This window comes from Desmonostoc vinosum (genome assembly GCF_059505385.1).
In genome coordinates this window covers 1-17,579 of record NZ_JCACKM010000144.1, presented here as the reverse complement: position 1 = coordinate 17,579, position 17,579 = coordinate 1, and the positions used below count along the sequence as shown (strand labels likewise).

Here is a 17,579-nt window from a genome sequence, read left to right as displayed (position 1 = left end):
CAAAAATATGAAGCTAAAAACTCAAATTATTTTTCAATTAAGCAAAGTCGCCCTTCAAGGGCGAGGCTTTAAACCCATGTTTTTGGTAATCCAAAACTAAATCTTCAATTTGTGGCCAAACACGGGCTAGAAACGAGTGGAATTCACTTTTTCGCATATTTCCAAAGCGTAGATGCACTACTTTTGATGGAGACAAATCAAGCATCAATCGATCTGAAAAATCTGTATCTTTGGTAACAATTACCAAACCTTTCTCTTTTGCATACTGCCATATCTGGGTATCACTCGGACTATCACCTAATATTGAAACATGGATGATGGGAAAAGATGGGGTAAATTGGATTTTAGAAGGTAGATTTTCATCAAATAAAAATCCATTCATGCAATTTTTCTAACTTCGTAGTGATTTGCCATCAACTTTGCCGCGAATTGCATACAAGCATAAATATCTTCTCGTTCCAGAGAGGGATACTCTTCAAGGATTTCTTCGATGGAATCACCTGCACCTAAAAATTCCATAACCGTTTGCACAGTAATTCGAGTGTTAGCAATAACAGGTCGTCCATTACAAATCTCTGGATGAATATTTATTCGATTTTGCATCAGGATTCTTTCTCCTTCTTGAAAATCCAAAAAAAATTAGACAGTTAATACAATATTAGTAATGACTAAGTAAAACAGTTAATTCCCACCATTTTAGCGAAATCAAAAAAGAATCCAGAAAATCACTATCTTTAGTTACTACTATACGCTCTTGCTGCATAGAAATAGTGTTAATTTCAACATCTGTCGTTGCATTTTGTAAAGGTAAATTTCTAGTGTGAATGGTATCATAGTCAGCCTGTTGCAGCAGCTTCACCAATCGAGTCGGTAACTGAGCAGCGTAATTCGTAATTATTTATTTTTCACTCTCTTATCCCCCGGTTGGTGAGTTTCGGCTACGCGGTAATCGAGCAAAGTCGAGATTCAACTACCGCAGAGTCGAACCACATCCCTTAACTTGTTAACTTTATCAAAGCAGATTGGGCAATTGTCGAAATCATAGTTCATACTAAAAATCAGTAATCCTACGCAAAACTTAAGGAAGGGATGCCAATGACATCTCTCATGCAGCGACTAAGTGCAGAACGAAATCGCCGATTCGTGGGACGTCTGCCGGAACTGGAGTTATTTCAAGATGCGATCGCATCTCCAGAATTACCTTTTCACATTTTGCACGTTTTTGGCCCTGGTGGTGTGGGTAAAACAACCCTCATGCAGCAGTTTTTACGTATCTGTGAACAGTCAAAAATCGCCACTATTTACGTAGAAGCACGCAACATAGAAGCCGTTCCCGAATCTTTTATTAGCACGTTGCGCTCATTGATGGGATTAAATGAAACAGATTCACCTTTGGATGTGTTAGCTGCCAAACAAAAACGCAATGTGATTTTAATTGATACTTACGAAGCGATCAGTCAACTAGACGAATGGTTGCGAGAAGCATTTTTACCTAACATATCAATTAATACCCTAGTTGTGTTTGCTGGGCGAAATCCCCCCTCATATCCTTGGCGTAGCGATCCGGGTTGGCAAGCTTTAATTCACGTTTTACCCCTACAAAACCTCACTTCCCAGGAAAGCCAGACTTATCTAACTAGCAGAAATATTCCTGCAAAACAACATCAGGCAATTTTAGATTTCACCCACGGACATCCTCTAGCATTATCATTGGTTGCTGATGTATTTGCTCAAGCACAGGAATTCTCTTTGCAAGCAGAATCTGCACCCGATGTTGTAAAAACACTGTTAGAAAGATTTGTGCAAGCAGTACCAACACCCTTACACCGCATGGCGCTACAAGCTTGTGCAGTGGTACGGCTGACTACCGAAGCATTACTCAATCAAATATTGGCTGGTGAGGTACAGTTGTTAGATATTTCTCCCACCCCTGAAGCAACAGACAACAATATTTCCTCACCCTCAACTGATTCTCAAGTGGCAACTAGCTCAAATCCCTCCTTATTTAAAGGTAAGAGTGAAAATACACCTGATATTCACAGTGTATTTGAGTGGTTGCGCGGACTCTCGATTATTGAATCAGGACAATTAGGTTTATTTGTCCATGATTTGGCAAGAGAAGTGTTAATTGCGGACTTGCGTTGGCGTAATCCAGAACTTTACGCAGAATTACACCATCGGGCGCGTCAATATTACACTATACGCTTAGGTCAAACCCAAGGACAAGAAAAGCATCGCGTGCTATTTGATTACATGTTCTTGCATCGGGATAACCCAGCAATTCGACTCCGTTTCACTTGGGGTGAGCATAGTAGTTTATTAACCGACTCGCTGCGCGAAACTGACAAAATAGCCTTACTGGCGATGGTGGCACAATACGAAGGACAAGAATCAGCAAAAATTGCCGATCACTGGTTAAACTGCCAACCACAAAATGTAGTCGTATTTCGAGATTCGCATTCCGAACCAGCCGGATTCGCCATGATAGTAGAATTGCATACCGCAACTGATGAAGATTTGACTGTTGATCCCGGTGCAGTTGCTTGTTGGCAATATCTGCAAAACCATGCACCATTACGTCCTCAAGAAGGTGCAACTCTTTTCCGCTTTTGGATGGCACGGGACACCTATCAAGCTGTTTCCCCCACCCAAAGTTTAATTTTTATTAATTTTGTCCAGTATTTTCAGAAAACTTCAGGATTGGCGTATACTTTTTTACCATGCGCCGACGCAGATGCTTGGGCATCAATGTTAACCTACTTCGACATGACACGACTACCAAAAGCGGACTTTACCGTTGAGGAAAGGCAGTATGGGGTTTATGGGCATGATTGGCGAGTAGTATCGCCTGTAGCTTGGCAGCAACTTTTAGCACAAAGAGAAGTAGGAACTACTGGAGAATCCCCAGATAATGCTCCAGTCAGTCAACCTTTGTTAGTTTTGAGTCAGCCAAAATTTATAGAAGCTGTCCAAGATGCGTTGCGTAACTTTACCCGTCCTGATGCATTGCAGAATAATCCCTTAATGCGATCACGAAGCGTGTACGAAGCACTCTCGCGTCAAGTCGAAGAACAAGTTGTAAATACAGATATGATGCGCGATCGCATCACCGCTTTACGAACTTTGGTCAAACAAACCGTAGAATCTTTACAGTCATGCCCCCGTGATGAAAAACTCTACCGTGCCATATATCGAACTTACCTCAACCCTGCTCCCACCCAGGAACAAGCAGCAGAGTTACTCGATTTACCCTTCAGCACCTATCGCCGCCATCTCAAAGCCGGGATCACACGCGTTACAGATATCCTCTGGCAAAGAGAAATTAGCTGATGTTTTTTGTTTGGCATAATTTGCCGCCAGTTTTCGTTAAAATCTCTCAAACAACTTAGCCAACACCACATTAGAAAACAAAAACCCTTCGGGATCGCTCAATCGCACTCTCCCCCCCACAACCTCAACCCAACCCTTTTCAACATACGGCTGCAAACACCAGCGAATTTTCTCCACTTTCGCCTCCCCAAACTCCTCTGCTAAAGTAACTAAACTCAAACCCTCCGCCAAACGCAACCCTAACATTAAAGTTTCTAATAATCTTTCTGCTTCTGGAGTAACTTCACAATCAATCACACTCCCTGTTTGCACCCATTGATAATACTCTTGAGTCTTACGCGGACGAGTGAAGCGCTTCGTGGCAATATAACTCGCTGCACCCATGCCAAAGCCGTAATAGGAACGATTTTCCCAATAAACTCGGTTATGCTGACACTGATGACCAGGTTGGGCATAGTTAGAGATTTCATAATGCTCGTAACCTGCACTAGTCAGATTTTGCTGCCCCATCTGGTACATCTTGACTGTGGTTTCATCGGTAGGCAAAGGCTGAGAACCTGGTTTGTAGTAACGACCAAAGGCTGTTCCAGGCTCAATTGTCAGGTCGTAGATGGAGATATGAGTAGGTGCGATCGCAACTGCTTTATTCAGGGAATCCTGCCACTGATCTAAAGACTGATGCGGCAATCCCGAAATCAAGTCTATGCTAAATTCGGGAATCTCGACTTGGTGGATTAGTTCTATAGCTGCAAAAATATCTTCGACCGAATGCGATCGCCCAGCAAGTTGCAATAATTCTTTTTGAAATGCTTGCACACCCAAACTAACCCGGTTCACCCCAACACTGCGGTAGCCAGCTAGATGTGCTAAATCAAATGTGCCGGGATCAACTTCCATAGAGATTTCTGCTCCAGGTGCAATCCCAAAATGACCTTCTAACACTCCTAAAATACGTTGTAATTGCTCTGTTGACAGCAATGAAGGAGTACCACCACCAAAAAAAATTGTTTTGAGGGGTTGACTAAAGGCTCGTGTGATGGCAACTTCTTGACATAGCACTTCTACATATTGAGATATAGCGTTAGAGGTCTCGCCACGCAAGCGATCGCCCACCACAAAAACCGGAAAATCACAATAAAAGCAACGTCTTCTACAAAAAGGAATATGTATATAAGCAGAACTTGCAATACCAGAATTACTAGCGTTTTGCCTCATTGTGAACAAGAATTAAGTTAGCTTAACTGCAAATTACCAATAATTGAAAGAATTTATTTGTTTACATTTTTTTATCTTTTTCTAACAAAACAATGAAAAATATTAAGGCAAAGGTCTTTAGTTATAATGTTTGCAGATATTGCCTGCCTAAACCCTTAGTGTAAGTCAATATATATTATATCTAACCGAAGAAATCAAAAATCCTTGGCTCTATCGGTTACACAGTCGCAGGAAAAAACAAAGCCATGCTTGATGCCATTATTATTCTCTCATTTATCCTGGCAGCGGCGGGAGTAGGGTTCTATAGCATTGAACTGCTACCCAATGGAACCTTAGATCGGGTGACAAATCTCGAAGCATTACGCTTAGTTGTTGCTGTCTTTGCCGCTATTATCGGTGGTGCAGTCGGACTGAGTTTTCAGGCGACCTATCGCCGCCTAGAAGCCCAAGTCAAAGATATGCCTCTAGAAGTGATTTTGACTCGTGCCATCGGTTTAGTGATTGGGCTACTGCTCGCGAATTTGATGCTGGCCCCACTATTTTTACTACCCATTCCCACGGATTTTAGTTTTATTAAGCCATTAGTAGCCGTTGTTGGCAGTATCATACTTGCCGTTACAGGTATGAACCTAGCAGATACCCACGGACGCGGCTTATTACGGTTTATCAATCCCAACACCGTAGAAACGATGGTAGTGGAAGGGACGTTAAAACCTGCCAATACTAAAGTGCTAGACACTAGTTGTATTATCGATGGGCGCATTGAAGCACTATTAGAGACAGGGTTTCTGGAAGGGCAAATTATTGTTCCACAGTTTGTATTACAGGAACTGCAACAAGTAGCTGATGCTAGCAAAGACCAAAAGCGGGTGCGAGGACGGCGAGGACTAGACATTCTTAACCGCATCAAAGAAGCTTACCCTGATCGCATCCTCATTAACCCTGCTGACTACGAAGATATTTCTACAGTCGATGCCAAGTTAGTACGCTTCGCTCAAGAAATTAGTGGTACTCTGCTTACCAATGACTACAACTTATCTAAAGTTGCCAGCGTCCAAAAAGTACCCGTTCTCAATGTCAATGATTTAGTAAATGCTGTTCGTCCCACCTATTTGCCTGGTGATAACCTAGATTTGAAAATTCTCAAAGAAGGCAAAGAACCCAGTCAGGGAATTGGCTACTTGGACGATGGCACAATGGTTGTTGTTGAAGAAGGTAGCGCTTATGTAGGTGGTGAAGTGCGAGTAGTAGTTACCAGTGCTTTGCAAACCTCAGCAGGAAGAATGATTTTTGCTAAACCCCAAGCTTCTGCATTGGCGTGAACCAAATGGCGGGTAGAATTAGAGTTAAATTATGCGATCGGTGCAGGTTGACTGCACCGATTTTGTATAGGGTAAAGCGCGAAGACAAAGGCAAGTGGATTTTTGTTTGTCTTGGGTGTTGGCCTACTATCAGTGAAAACAACCCGTTTTATATTTATGGTGGGACTTGGAAAGCTCAAAAAAGCAGATAATCAATCAAGTTGTAGATTCACTGCTATGTAAAATTTAGACAAATCTAGACATTTACTTCTTACTTCAATGGGAGCATGGGAGCGGTTATCCCTCAGTAAGCTTTCACGCTTTAGCCAAACGTGATAAATTAATTGCTCTACAGGTATGCCAACTTTATATTTTTATTACTGAATAGCAGCTATTTTTAAAAATTACTCATAAAGAAGCATATTAAAAAATTAAAAACGCCTATTAAGTAGCAAGGCAACTCCATAGGTATGCTAACTTTATATTTTTGTTACTGAATAGCATCTATTTTTAAAAATTACTCATAAAGAAACATATTAAAAAATTAAATTAGTCAGCAATCTTGCTGATTTTTAATTGAATATCTACTATTAAGCGAATTAACGGATTTAGTAACTTAGACACAATGATTACGATTGAACTTGTCATCAATTATCGTCTTTTTAGGCAATCGAACTATGAATTTAGACAATTTTGAATCACAATATCGTGAGACCATATCTGAAACACTAAATGAACTGCAAGCAGCAGTTTTACTATTAGAGCAGTTACAACGTAAAATTTCTAATATTGGTAGTACTGTGCAACTCCTTAGTGAAAACGTTGAAGAGTTTATTACCCAGCAACAAGAGAAATAACCAACTCCCAGAGAATTTCTATATAACTTTGATTTAATTCAGTTATGGAAAACAAAGATGTAGGGTGTTGTTTGCAGGAATGGCAAAGCATCAGCAGGGTTTGTGACTCTCCTAGAAAAAAGCGTGAAATTAACCAAGTCTCTAGGTGAATTTTTCTGGTTGCCCAAAATGCGCGATCGCACAGCAAAATTATCAAGAAAATGCTAAAAACCCCTGAGAAACAGCAACTTACCAACCTGCTACTTGCTGTCTAAGTTCATCCAGATCTAAGCGATCGCTAGCAAAAGCTTTTCTTAAAAGCGAGTGAGGAATAAATGCATCGTATTTTTGGATTTCGGGTGCTTCTGAAGAATTTATTAAATCTTCAGCCGTGATTCTTTGTTGACATAAGGAAACAATTTCTGGATAAAGATGTTTAAACTTATCTTTACCTATTTTGATTGTTAAATAATAAGGATTCATCCCACCAATGTTGGTAATCTCTAAAGATTCCCGACAAAAAGAGTTGAGTAGTCTCTCTAAGGTTTGATAGGCGATAGTCCCAAACCAAGGGAAGATACAGCATTTGCCTTTTTCTAACTGCAAAATATTTTGTTGATTTAATCCAGTATTTTGTGCTAGTTTGCGGGCTGTCTGTAAACGCCGTAGAGCATTTTCTTGCAAGTAGCTATATTCTACATCCTCAAGTAAAACTTGTCGCATTCTTTGCAAAACTCTTGTGTGGATAGTGCCACCACCACCACGCCAATAAATAGTAGCTTTACCCTCTACTTGTTTGACAAAAATTGATTTTTTTCTCAAATCAATTTCTAACACTTCCCAAGTTCTACCCGCTAGTGCAAATCGATTACCAACTGGAGGCGGTGTTACTATACTGCCAATTTCTGTTGCATCTTGCTTAACAATATATGCTTGTTGCTCAGCAAATACAGCATAAAACTGAAACTTCCTAACTATTTTTTCACCAGATAAACCTACAATCAATTTACCTTGTTCAGTTTTCTGAATATGGTCAATATCAATTAAATAACGTAGCAATATTCGCAAGTCTTCTTGAGTAATAGCAGTGAATGGTGGCAAACTAAAAATTTGTTTAGCTAGAGTATTTGGTGACATTTCACCTGCTGCTACTAAAATACTCATTGTCTGATGATAAAGCAAACTCAAGGGATATTTGATTTGCTTGATCGGCTCAATCCAACGTTGTTCTAAATAAAGTTGAATAATTGCAATACACTGCAAAAGCTGCCAGGGAATTTGCTCTGGTAAAGAAGCTTCTGATAAAATCTCATTTTCAGCGCATACAAAGCGCATATCAGCGGCTTCACCTCTTCTTCCACTGCGTCCTAACCGCTGTAAAAAACTGGCTACAGATAAGGGCGATTCTAACTGAATTACTCGCTCTAAATAACCAAGATCTATACCTAATTCTAGCGTTAGTGTGGCAGCAGTCACAGATGGATTATTTGGTTCACGCATAGCATTTTCAGCCGCTTGCCGTAAGCTAGCAGATATACTCCCATGATGGACATGATATATATCTGGCTGTGCTTGTTCGGAGGCAATTTTGCGTAAGGATGCAATTATCGATTCAGTTTGTGTCCGGTTGTTGGCGAAAATTAAACATTTGCGAGATTTGCTGAGATTAAAAATATATTGTTCGTGAGTTGTAATCTCTGATTGCTCTAAGTCATTAGCAATAAAAAAATGTTCTACAGCTAGTTTTATTTGACGTTTTCCTGCCTCTACTTGGGGGGTGATTGCTGGTTTGTCAGTTCCAGAACATAACCATGCTTCAGCCATTGAGTAATCGCCAAGAGTTGCTGATAAACCAATGCGTCTGGGTTGTTGTTGCGTTGATTTTGCTAAACGTTGTAGTTGACAAATAATTTGACAACCACGTTCTGAACCCATAAACGCATGAATTTCATCGATGATTACAAATCGTAAAGCGCCAAATAGCCGAGTTAAATCATGATTTTTATTAATTAACAAACTTTCCAGAGATTCTGGTGTAATTTGCAAAATGCCTTGAGGACGATTTAAAAGCTGATTTTTATGACTTTGAGAAACATCACCATGCCAGTGATAAACTGGTATTTCTGCTTCTTTTAATAGGTGATTTAGGCGTTCAAATTGGTCGTTAATTAGGGCTTTGATGGGGCTAATATACAATGCACCTATTGTAGTGGCAGGGTTATTATGTAATAGAGTTAAAACTGGCAAAAATGCTGCTTCCGTTTTCCCCGCAGCAGTTGCAGCAGCGATTAGTAAATGAGCATCGGTGTTGAATATAACTTGACAAGCAGCAATTTGAACTGGTCGTAATTCAGTCCATTGGTGATGATAAATATATTCTTGAATAAAGGGTGCAAGTTGTTTGAATGCATCGCTCATATAGCAGTTTGCTTTGATTAGTTTTATAGAGTTTGTTTTAAGGGGATAATAATTTCAAACTCAGTGCCACCTATTGAGTGCGAGATACATCGTAATGAGCCACGATGCTTTTGAGTGATAATTTGATAACTAATTGCTAATCCCATGCCTGTCCCTACACCAATGGGTTTGGTTGTAAAGAAAGGGTCAAATATTTTTTGCTCTAAGTCTTTTGGGATTCCTGGGCCATTATCAGCAATAGAAATTTTGATGCGATCGCTGGCAATAATCTCTGTACAAATTGTGATTGTTGGAGTAAATTCTCGATATTTTTTAGCTTCTTCTAAAGCATAAATACTATTATTTATAATATTCATAAAAACTTGATTGATTTGTCCTGCGTAGCATTCTATTTGAGGCAGATTCCCATATTTTTTGATAACTTGAATGCAAGGATTACTCGAATTGCTCTTAAGCCGATGTTCTAGAATCATCAGTGTACTATCAATACCTTCATGAACATCAATATATTTCATTTCAGATTCATCTAAGCGAGAGAAAATTCGTAAAGAAACTACAATCTCTCGAATTCGTTCTGCCCCTATTTTCATTGAGTTGATTAATTTTGGCAAATCTTCGATGATGTAATCTAGTTCAATAGCAATGATTTCGGATTTTACTTCCGGCTCAGGTGTGGGGTAATATTTTTGGTAGTATTGTAAAACTCTCAAGAGATTTTCAATATATTGTTTTACATGGATGAGATTGCCATAAATAAAATTAACGGGATTATTGATTTCATGTGCAACACCAGCAACTAATTGACCTAAGCTGGACATTTTTTCACTCTGAATCAGCTGTACTTGAGTGTGCTGTAATTCTGTTAGTGTTTGCTGGAGTTGAGTTTCTGCTTGTTTGCGATCGCTAATTTCTTGCAGTAATTGAATTTGCGTATTTCTCAGCGCTAAGTGAGCATTGACTCTGGCTAAAACTTCTTCAACTTGAATTGGTTTGGTAATATAATCTACGGCTCCTAATTGCAAGCCTTTAACTTTATGTTCAACTTCAGAAAGAGCTGTCATAAATACTACAGGAATATCTTTGGTGGTTTCGTTTGCTTTTACACAACGGCAGGTTTCAAAACCATCAATTCCAGGCATCATCACATCTAATAAAATTAAATCAGGCTGGATAAATGATAGTTTTTCCAATGCCATTTCACCACTTTTAACTACCGAAACTTTAAACCCAGCTTCATGTAGTATATCGAATAAAATGCGGATATTGTTGGGTGTATCATCAACAATTAAAATGGAGTTTTTGGGTATTGTTTGCATATTTTAATTACCTTGAATATGTTCTTCTAATAAACAAGCGATCGCTTCCATTTCAAATTCATCAGCTAGCACTAATATCTGTTCAGCAAAGGGAATATATTTAGGATCTAATCCTTGTATGCGGTGAATTTCTGTTTGGATATCTCCAATATCACAACGTTGGGCAGCTTCATATAGGGTTGATAGTTCAGATGCAGGAGGGATAACGATTTCAGATCCTGAAATATCCTGGTTATTAGTAGTTAAAACATCGACATCGGAAACAATAACAGACGTTTGTGCCCATTCTTCTGTCTGTGCTAGCTCTACCTCAAAGTAGAAGATAGTACCCATTCCTGGCTGACTTTGTACCTTGATTTTGCTATCCATCAGAGAAACAACTTTTTGGCTAATGGCTAATCCCAATCCTGTACCTTCGGCTTGCTTTTCACTACTGCCAACCTGTTCAAAAGGTTGGAAGATTTTTTGCACCTGTTGAGGAGTCATACCTACTCCTGTATCTTCAATATGAAAGCGAACTTTTGGTAGTTTTTCTTGACGTTTTTCTATAACCTCAACTCTAAAAATCACTCCGCCTTCGTCGGTGAATTTGATAGCATTACCCAAGAGATTGATTAAAACCTGCCGCAAACGTTTTTCGTCAGCGTGGATATTCATGGGGAGTCGCTTGCTTGGTTGATATGTAAAATCAATTCCTTTTTGTTCAGCCCGGATACGGCAAATTTCTACAACGCCTTGCAGAAAAGCTAAAAATGGAAAATTATGTGGGTAAAGTTCCATCTTTCGGGCTTCAATTTTTGAAAGATCAAGGATGTCATTAATCAAGGTTAAGAGATGGTCAGCACACTCATAAATAATGTTAATACCCTTATGTTCTTTCTCTGTTAGGGTTTGAGAACGTTGCAGAATTTGAGTATAGCCAAGAATACCATTGAGGGGTGTACGTAACTCATGGCTCATGTTTGCTAGAAATTCACTCTTAGCTTGGTTGGCTGCGTCAGCAGCAAGCTTAGCTTCTTTAAGTTGCACTGTGCGTTCTTCTACTCGTTGTTCTAATTTATTTTTTGCCTTTCTCAGTCGGGCTTGTGCTTTTTTGTTTTCGTTGAGGATTGCAGATAAAACAAAGGTGGTGACGGCAATTACACAAATAAACGATTGTAATAGCAGAAGCGACTCTGTGATTGAGCCTCTTGCAAAAGACCCGAAACCGCTAGCTGTGCCAAACACTGCTATGCCGGAGATCGTAATCACAAGCAGGGTTGATGTCCGTTGTCCAAACCGAAAAGCTGACCAAATCAGTAAGGGAATCATCATATACTCAACAGGATACTCCCCCCAGAAAGCTATCCGCGCAATTATTACTAACGAAAATAATAGAAGTGTAAACTCGATAGCTTTGTGTTTATTAAGTTGTAGTTGCTGTTTTTCTTGAAACCACACCACCAACATTGGTGTAACAATCAGGGTGCCTGCAAGAATTGCTGTAAACCAAGTCCGCCAAACCTGTCCATATTCTGCCCAAGGAGCGTTACCACTGATACAGAGTACAGTAATCGCAAAAGTAGTACTAATAACGGGATAAGGTACTATTGATACTATAAATTTGAAAACATTTTGTGCATTATCTAGCAAATTGCGATCGCGAATCAACCCATTAATTAAGAAAGCCATCATTAAAGGGTCACTTACATCACTGAGAGAAATCAGCGTACTAATCAGAAAATTATTGTAAAAAATTGTACAGTTAACTATCAGCTCACTCAGGAAAATAGCTGGCCAAACACGGTATCCTATTAAAAGGGTAGCAGCCAAATAAACCCCTGGCGAAGGCCAAACTGACGCTGTACCATCTTTAAAAGCGATCGCTACTGATAACTTGGCAAGACAGAAGTGAATGACTGGAAGCACCAGTATTGTTATGATTATTGTGCGATCGGCAATAAGTTTAGATGTCCATTTATTGGAACTTTTTTGCATCACTCTTCTTCAGTTAGGTCTCCTGATTAACTGCTGAGCCTTAGCAGATGCAATACTGAATTTAGCAATAACCCAATTTGGCAAGTTCTTCCCTAATTGTCACCTTAAAAGAAGACTACCCTTGAAGGCATCACTACAATGATTCAGCAACACCCATATAAAATGTTGCCCGAAAAAACAAATAATATAACGATTTATACTAGTTTGTAACTAATACACACAGATTGATTCAATCTGAAACAATACATCACCCTTTAGGTACCAGAAGTTCGGTGATTTTACGCTGTTTAAGGTTGCGCTGTTTCAAAAGGCGCAGTACCTGAATCCCTATCTTGCCCCGCGTAAGTTTCTGCACCATTGCTCATTTAGCCCCAATATCATCAATTTTGTTCTATGGTTAGGGGCGGTTTTACCAAAAAACGTACATAACAAGGGCATACAAATATCTTCCTCCACTCCCCATCATGAGAACTAGGATCACAAACTAAATTGTGCTGCATCATCCTCATCTATATCTGCATCTTTACCCACAACAGTAAGCCGGAATTTAGAACCATGAATTAGTTCCGTAAATACAATTTTGGGGTTTTGGTAAAGAATATTTAACACACTCATAAAATCCCGGACAATTTCTCCTGGAGTGAGTAATGCTTCTGCACCTAAGCGATTGACAATTTCTTTGACAAACTCTTGTAAATTGCTATTTGTCAAAGTTTTTTCATAGCCAAAATTGACAGCATGAATTTCAGTTAAACGTTGCAAAAGTGTGATTATCTCTTCTTCAGTCAATGGGTTAAGCCGAATTACTGGCCCCAAATACTCTTGAACACCAGCTTGTGCAACAAATCGGCTTTCTTTTGTACGTCTTCGCCATGCTTGATCTGCAAATAGTCCCCGATTTGGGTCTTCTAAAAATTTCGTTGTACCACCAACAACAATACCAAGATGCTCTGCTTTGCACTGCATGGTATCGTTAAACATAGCGAGGAGTCTGTTATAGTTTTTCTCGCGTGTGACTGTAGTAGATATCTGGTACAAATTTACAGCTTCATCAACTAATATTAAAAGCCCTTTATAGCCAATTTCCGCGACAAATTTAGCTAATAATTTAATATAATCATACCAACTTTCATCATCAATAATAACACGCACTCCCAAGGCTGCTTTGGCTTCAATTTTAGTTGTAAATTCTCCTCGCAACCAGCGCATGGCAGCATTTTTCAATTCATCATTATCTAAGCGATAACCACGCCAATAAGCAATGATAATACTGCCAAAATCAAATCCATGTACTAAGTCTTCAATATATTGAACTACTTCTCTAATTTTCGATTCTACTTTGTCATCAAAACCATTATCATTGGGATACATCCCAGTTTCTGTAACTACTTCTTGCTGGATTTTATTAATCCATCCTTCTAAAACTGCAACTAAAGCACCACCATCAGGACGAGTTTTTGTAGCTAAGCGACTCATCAATTCCCGATAAGTTGCTAAACCTTCATTATTGCTTCCTGCTAATCGGCGTTCAGAAGATAAATCAGCATCAGCTACTACAAAACCCTGTTCCATAGCACGGCTACGAATGAGTTGTAGCAAAAAACTTTTTCCAGAACCATAGTTACCAATTATAAAGCGAAATGCTGCTACACCTTCCCCAATGTCTTCTAGATTTTGCAACAGGCTTTTTAGTTCTTTTTCTCGACCTACTGCTATATGTTCAACTCCTACTCTGGGTACTACCCCTGCACTCAGCGAATTAATTAAAGCAGTAGATATTTTTTTCGAGATTTTGAACTTTGCCATGTATTATCTCTCACTTTATTTTTTACGCAGAAGCGTGTAGCCAATAGATAATTTATTTACTTACCTTACTATAGAAATTTTATTTGATTTTTGAAAAAAATCAGTACATTCTAAAAAAGACTTATTCTCTACTCCCTACTCCCCACTCCCTACCTAATTAAAGCTGTTAATTTCATAAAGTGCGTCTAGTTACCAGGTCTTCATACATAGCAATCATTTTTTTGACGTTCATCATATACTCTTGATACACTTCTGGAGTTTCTGTGTTTGGCTCGATGATTAATTCGCCAATTGTATCATTAGCACGTCCATTAATTGAATCGATTAATAGATGTGGCATGGTGATATTTGTTTCGGCAATTTTTTTGATGGTCGTGTTAGGGTTATCCTGTTCAACTATAGCTTTTAATACTTGAATTTCCTGTTGTGGAAGCTTTTTGAGTAAGTCAATCCATTCTTGAGGTAAGTTTTCTGATGCAATGACTTGACCACCTATCGATTCTAAAGGTTCAAGTAGTTCTGAAAAAGGAAATAAATCAATTTCATCTTCTTGTGTATTATCTAGTATTGGTTCTGGATTAAGTATTTCTATTTGTTGAAGTAATTCCCAAACTTGATTTTGGAGTAAATCTCGTTCTTCTTGGAGTAAGGAAACTTGTCCTTGTAAATTCTTTAATTCGGTTTGTTGTGTTGCTAGTTGAGTTTGTAAAGAATTCAAGCTAGCTTCTAGGTCTTCTCGCTTGCTTGTTGTGGATACAAGTAATTGATTTTTGTTGTTTGCTTCAACTTCTAAGTCTTGAATTTTAATTCGCAATTCGTATAATTTTTCTTCTAATTGTGGTTTTAATCTACCTAGCAAGGTTAAATTGCTTTCAAGTTCTTGTTTTTCTTGCTGAAGTTCACATAGTTGAGTTTGTAATTGAGCGAGTTCAGCACGAGATACATTACAATTCAGTTCTAAACGGCGTTTTTCTGCTGTTAGGCTAGAAAGTGAATCGTTAAGTTCTGTTTGATTATTGTTTAGAGTATGCAGTTCGGTTGTTAGATTAATAAGTTCTGCTTCTAATTGCTTTCTTTGTCCGGCGAAAGAGCTTAATTCTCGGTGCAAACTATCTCTTTGATTACGAGATTCTGCCACTTGATTTTGCAGTTGCTTGGATTCTTTATATAATAAACTGTGTTGTTCTTCAACTTGGTTAACTTCTCTGACAACGCGAGATTTTAATCCCTCCATCTCTTTAATATGCTTGTGAAGCGAATTTAAGACAAGCATCTCATGATTTCGGCGTCGTCTATCTACAAATAATGCTGCTGCATAGGTGGCAAGTACAGTAATAGTACCTGTGACTAATGCCTGTTTAAAGTCCCAGTTAGGAACGAGACTCAGACCAAAACTTACACTAAAGGTAATTATGCCTAGAATAAATCGATTACTCACTATTGCTGATTGCATATTGCTTGTTGTTAATAATTAGTGAATTAATTTTTTGGTTCCGTGTCAGATATGTTGTTATTATTACCAAGTATTGCTAAATCTGCTTTTAGAAAGTCCACAAATTGTCTTGCTGTACGTCCAGAACGCCCATTGTGACGAGTTGCCCACTGTAATGCTTGATATTCTAAATCTTCTTGGTTAATAGTAATGCTGGCTTGTGCTGCTAAATGCCGAACAATTTTTAAGTAAGTCTTTTGATCAGCTGGCTCAAAGGTTAATGTTAGACCAAAGCGATCGCTAAACGAAAGTTTTTCCTGCATCGTATCCCAGGCATGGATTTCTTCATTATCTTTAGGTGCAGGTCTATCTGCAAAAAATTCCCGAACTAAGTGGCGACGATTGGAAGTAGCATAGATAACTACATTTTGTGATCTAGCGGTCAAACTACCTTCTAAAACGACTTTCAGCGATTTAAAGGCATCGTCATCTTCTTCAAAGGAAAGGTCATCGACAAAAATAATAAATTTTTGTGACAAACTCCGCAATTGTTCTACAATTTCTGGTAAGTCTTTTAAATCCGATTTAGCTACTTCTAATAATCGCAGCTGGCGATCGCTATATTCATTCAACAAAGCTTTGACTAAAGAAGATTTTCCAGAACCACGACTACCGTAAAGTAGTACATGTAATGCTACCTGTTTTGATAACAAAAACTCTGTATTCTTGAGCAAAGTATCGCGCTGAGACTCGTAACCAACAAGTGTACTCAGCTTCACTCGATCAGGCTCAGGAATACCAACAAACTGTCTATTTTGCCAGCGTAAAGCACGATACTCTGCAAATATACCTGAGCCAAATTGCCGATAGTAAGCTGCTAAATCTTTAACAGCATCACCCCAATTTTCTAATTGTTGCAAAGACGTAATAAATTCTGTTTTGCCTCTTACTCCTTCTGACTCTTGATACCATACCACGGGTGAAATCGGCAGATGGGCTACAGCTTGTACCCACTCGCTCAAGGCAGCAGTGCTACATTCATAGAGACTCTGCAATATTTGTAAATCATGCTGAACTGCTGTGACTAAGGCTGGGGGTAAATCCTCAAAATCTTGCTGCTGAGCAAGCTTTGTAAAGGGATTCTCACAAAGCAGAACTTGAGTAATTAAATATTCTTCCCAGTTTTGATTTTTAGTAGCCAAAGCACAGAAGTAAGTGCCGTAGGCTTGCAGGCAACTTTGAGCATCGGCATCAGTGTAACGTATAGCTTGCAACAAATCAACAAATGCGCTCCCCACTTCGCTTTTCAGAAGCGATTGGTACAGTAAAAGTGACGCTGCTTGGCGTTGGAGGAATTGAACCTTAGAGTAGGGCGAAGTATTTGCCGTAGGCATCGCTTGATTATCCATTAATCAATTGAGTGAAGAGTTATGGTAAATTGTCTGCCGACTCTAGCAAGAAAATCAATATCTACATAGGTTTTAACAATGAACTTGAGTATAATTGCTGCTCTTATCTACGGTATTTTGGCAATTATTGGTGGCATAATTGGCTACATGCAAGCTAATAGTAAAGTTTCGCTACTCAGTGGTACTATTAGCGGTCTATTGCTCATTTTTGCTTCCTACTTGCAAATGCAAGGACAAACTTGGGCTTTGATTTTGGCTGCTTGCGTGACTGCGGTTTTAGTGGTTGTGTTTGCAGTTCGTTTAGCTAAAACTCGCAAATTCATACCTGCGGGATTGATGATTATTTTGGGAATGTTGGCATTGGTGGTAACAATCAATCAAATCTTTACCCTTAAGTAAGGTTAATCTCTCGGCAAAAACTATACTTGCTGTTTTTTGATCTGGTATAAATTTTTTTATTTTGATTAACTATCATAGTACAAGTGTATTAAATAATTCGTAATTCGTAATGACGCGACGCTCCTGTGTCGCTCTAAGCG

15 protein-coding genes and 1 pseudogene are annotated in these 17,579 nt (G+C 38.9%); 5 read left to right on the top strand and 11 right to left on the bottom strand.

The window, feature by feature from the left end:
* Positions 1-37: 37 nt before the first annotated feature.
* From AC5JMF_RS20855 to AC5JMF_RS20845, 3 genes are read right to left on the bottom strand one after another with little or no spacing between them, the layout of a single operon-like run.
* On the bottom strand, positions 38-382 hold the full coding sequence (locus tag AC5JMF_RS20855) for a DUF5615 family PIN-like protein (protein ID WP_495797625.1): 345 nt from the start codon (positions 380-382) through the stop codon (positions 38-40).
* A complete protein-coding gene (locus AC5JMF_RS20850) occupies positions 379-603 on the bottom strand; it encodes a DUF433 domain-containing protein (protein WP_495797624.1) in 225 nt (74 codons plus the stop codon). Before AC5JMF_RS20850 ends, AC5JMF_RS20855 begins: the two co-directional genes overlap by 4 nt.
* Before the next feature lie 55 nt (positions 604-658).
* The gene (locus tag AC5JMF_RS20845; RefSeq protein WP_495797626.1) at positions 659-895 is read right to left on the bottom strand and encodes a DUF5615 family PIN-like protein; all 237 of its coding nucleotides are present in this window, start codon (positions 893-895) and stop codon (positions 659-661) included.
* Positions 896-1,095: 200 nt separating this feature from the next.
* On the opposite strand from AC5JMF_RS20845, the gene AC5JMF_RS20840 reads away from it, so the two are divergent.
* Entirely contained in the window at positions 1,096-3,330 is a 2,235-nt protein-coding gene (locus tag AC5JMF_RS20840; RefSeq protein WP_495797623.1) for an ATP-binding protein, read from the top strand.
* A 36-nt stretch (positions 3,331-3,366) separates the two neighbouring features.
* Here AC5JMF_RS20840 and hemW read toward each other — a convergent pair whose 3' ends face one another.
* The gene (gene hemW, locus AC5JMF_RS20835; RefSeq protein ID WP_495797622.1) at positions 3,367-4,545 is read right to left on the bottom strand and encodes a radical SAM family heme chaperone HemW; all 1,179 of its coding nucleotides are present in this window, start codon (positions 4,543-4,545) and stop codon (positions 3,367-3,369) included.
* A 245-nt stretch (positions 4,546-4,790) separates the two neighbouring features.
* Between hemW and AC5JMF_RS20830 the strand changes: the two genes are divergently transcribed.
* The 3 genes from AC5JMF_RS20830 (at position 4,791) to AC5JMF_RS20820 (ending at position 6,703) form a co-directional block, all read left to right on the top strand.
* Positions 4,791-5,867: a PIN/TRAM domain-containing protein gene (locus tag AC5JMF_RS20830; RefSeq protein WP_495797621.1), complete on the top strand. Its 1,077-nt coding sequence runs from the start codon at positions 4,791-4,793 to the stop codon at positions 5,865-5,867.
* Between the two features lie 5 nt (positions 5,868-5,872).
* Positions 5,873-6,058, top strand: a complete 186-nt coding sequence (locus AC5JMF_RS20825) for a DUF8622 domain-containing protein (protein WP_495797620.1) — start codon at positions 5,873-5,875, stop codon at positions 6,056-6,058.
* Between the two features lie 465 nt (positions 6,059-6,523).
* Positions 6,524-6,703, top strand: a complete 180-nt coding sequence (locus AC5JMF_RS20820) for a hypothetical protein (protein WP_495797619.1) — start codon at positions 6,524-6,526, stop codon at positions 6,701-6,703.
* A gap of 228 nt (positions 6,704-6,931) precedes the next feature.
* On the opposite strand, the gene AC5JMF_RS20815 is transcribed toward AC5JMF_RS20820, so the two are convergent.
* From AC5JMF_RS20815 to AC5JMF_RS20785, 7 genes and pseudogenes are all read right to left on the bottom strand, one after another.
* Entirely contained in the window at positions 6,932-9,100 is a 2,169-nt protein-coding gene (locus AC5JMF_RS20815) for a DEAD/DEAH box helicase (RefSeq protein ID WP_495797618.1), read from the bottom strand.
* Positions 9,101-9,123: 23 nt separating this feature from the next.
* The gene (locus AC5JMF_RS20810; RefSeq protein WP_495797617.1) at positions 9,124-10,416 is read right to left on the bottom strand and encodes a hybrid sensor histidine kinase/response regulator; all 1,293 of its coding nucleotides are present in this window, start codon (positions 10,414-10,416) and stop codon (positions 9,124-9,126) included.
* A gap of 3 nt (positions 10,417-10,419) precedes the next feature.
* On the bottom strand, positions 10,420-12,393 hold the full coding sequence (locus AC5JMF_RS20805; protein ID WP_495797616.1) for an MASE1 domain-containing protein: 1,974 nt from the start codon (positions 12,391-12,393) through the stop codon (positions 10,420-10,422).
* A 262-nt stretch (positions 12,394-12,655) separates the two neighbouring features.
* Positions 12,656-12,736, bottom strand: a pseudogene (locus AC5JMF_RS20800) (XRE family transcriptional regulator); the annotation flags it as partial.
* A gap of 134 nt (positions 12,737-12,870) precedes the next feature.
* Positions 12,871-14,199 carry an ATP-binding protein gene (locus AC5JMF_RS20795; RefSeq protein ID WP_495797615.1) on the bottom strand — a complete coding sequence of 443 codons (1,329 nt, stop codon included), beginning with the start codon at positions 14,197-14,199 and terminating at the stop codon, positions 12,871-12,873.
* Between the two features lie 172 nt (positions 14,200-14,371).
* Positions 14,372-15,652 carry a tellurite resistance TerB C-terminal domain-containing protein gene (locus AC5JMF_RS20790; protein ID WP_495797614.1) on the bottom strand — a complete coding sequence of 427 codons (1,281 nt, stop codon included), beginning with the start codon at positions 15,650-15,652 and terminating at the stop codon, positions 14,372-14,374.
* Between the two features lie 26 nt (positions 15,653-15,678).
* Positions 15,679-17,040 carry an ATP-binding protein gene (locus AC5JMF_RS20785; protein ID WP_495797613.1) on the bottom strand — a complete coding sequence of 454 codons (1,362 nt, stop codon included), beginning with the start codon at positions 17,038-17,040 and terminating at the stop codon, positions 15,679-15,681.
* 78 nt (positions 17,041-17,118) lie between these two features.
* Here AC5JMF_RS20785 and AC5JMF_RS20780 point away from each other — a divergent pair, with 78 nt between their 5' ends.
* Positions 17,119-17,439: a TMEM14 family protein gene (locus AC5JMF_RS20780; protein ID WP_495797612.1), complete on the top strand. Its 321-nt coding sequence runs from the start codon at positions 17,119-17,121 to the stop codon at positions 17,437-17,439.
* Positions 17,440-17,579: the final 140 nt, after the last annotated feature.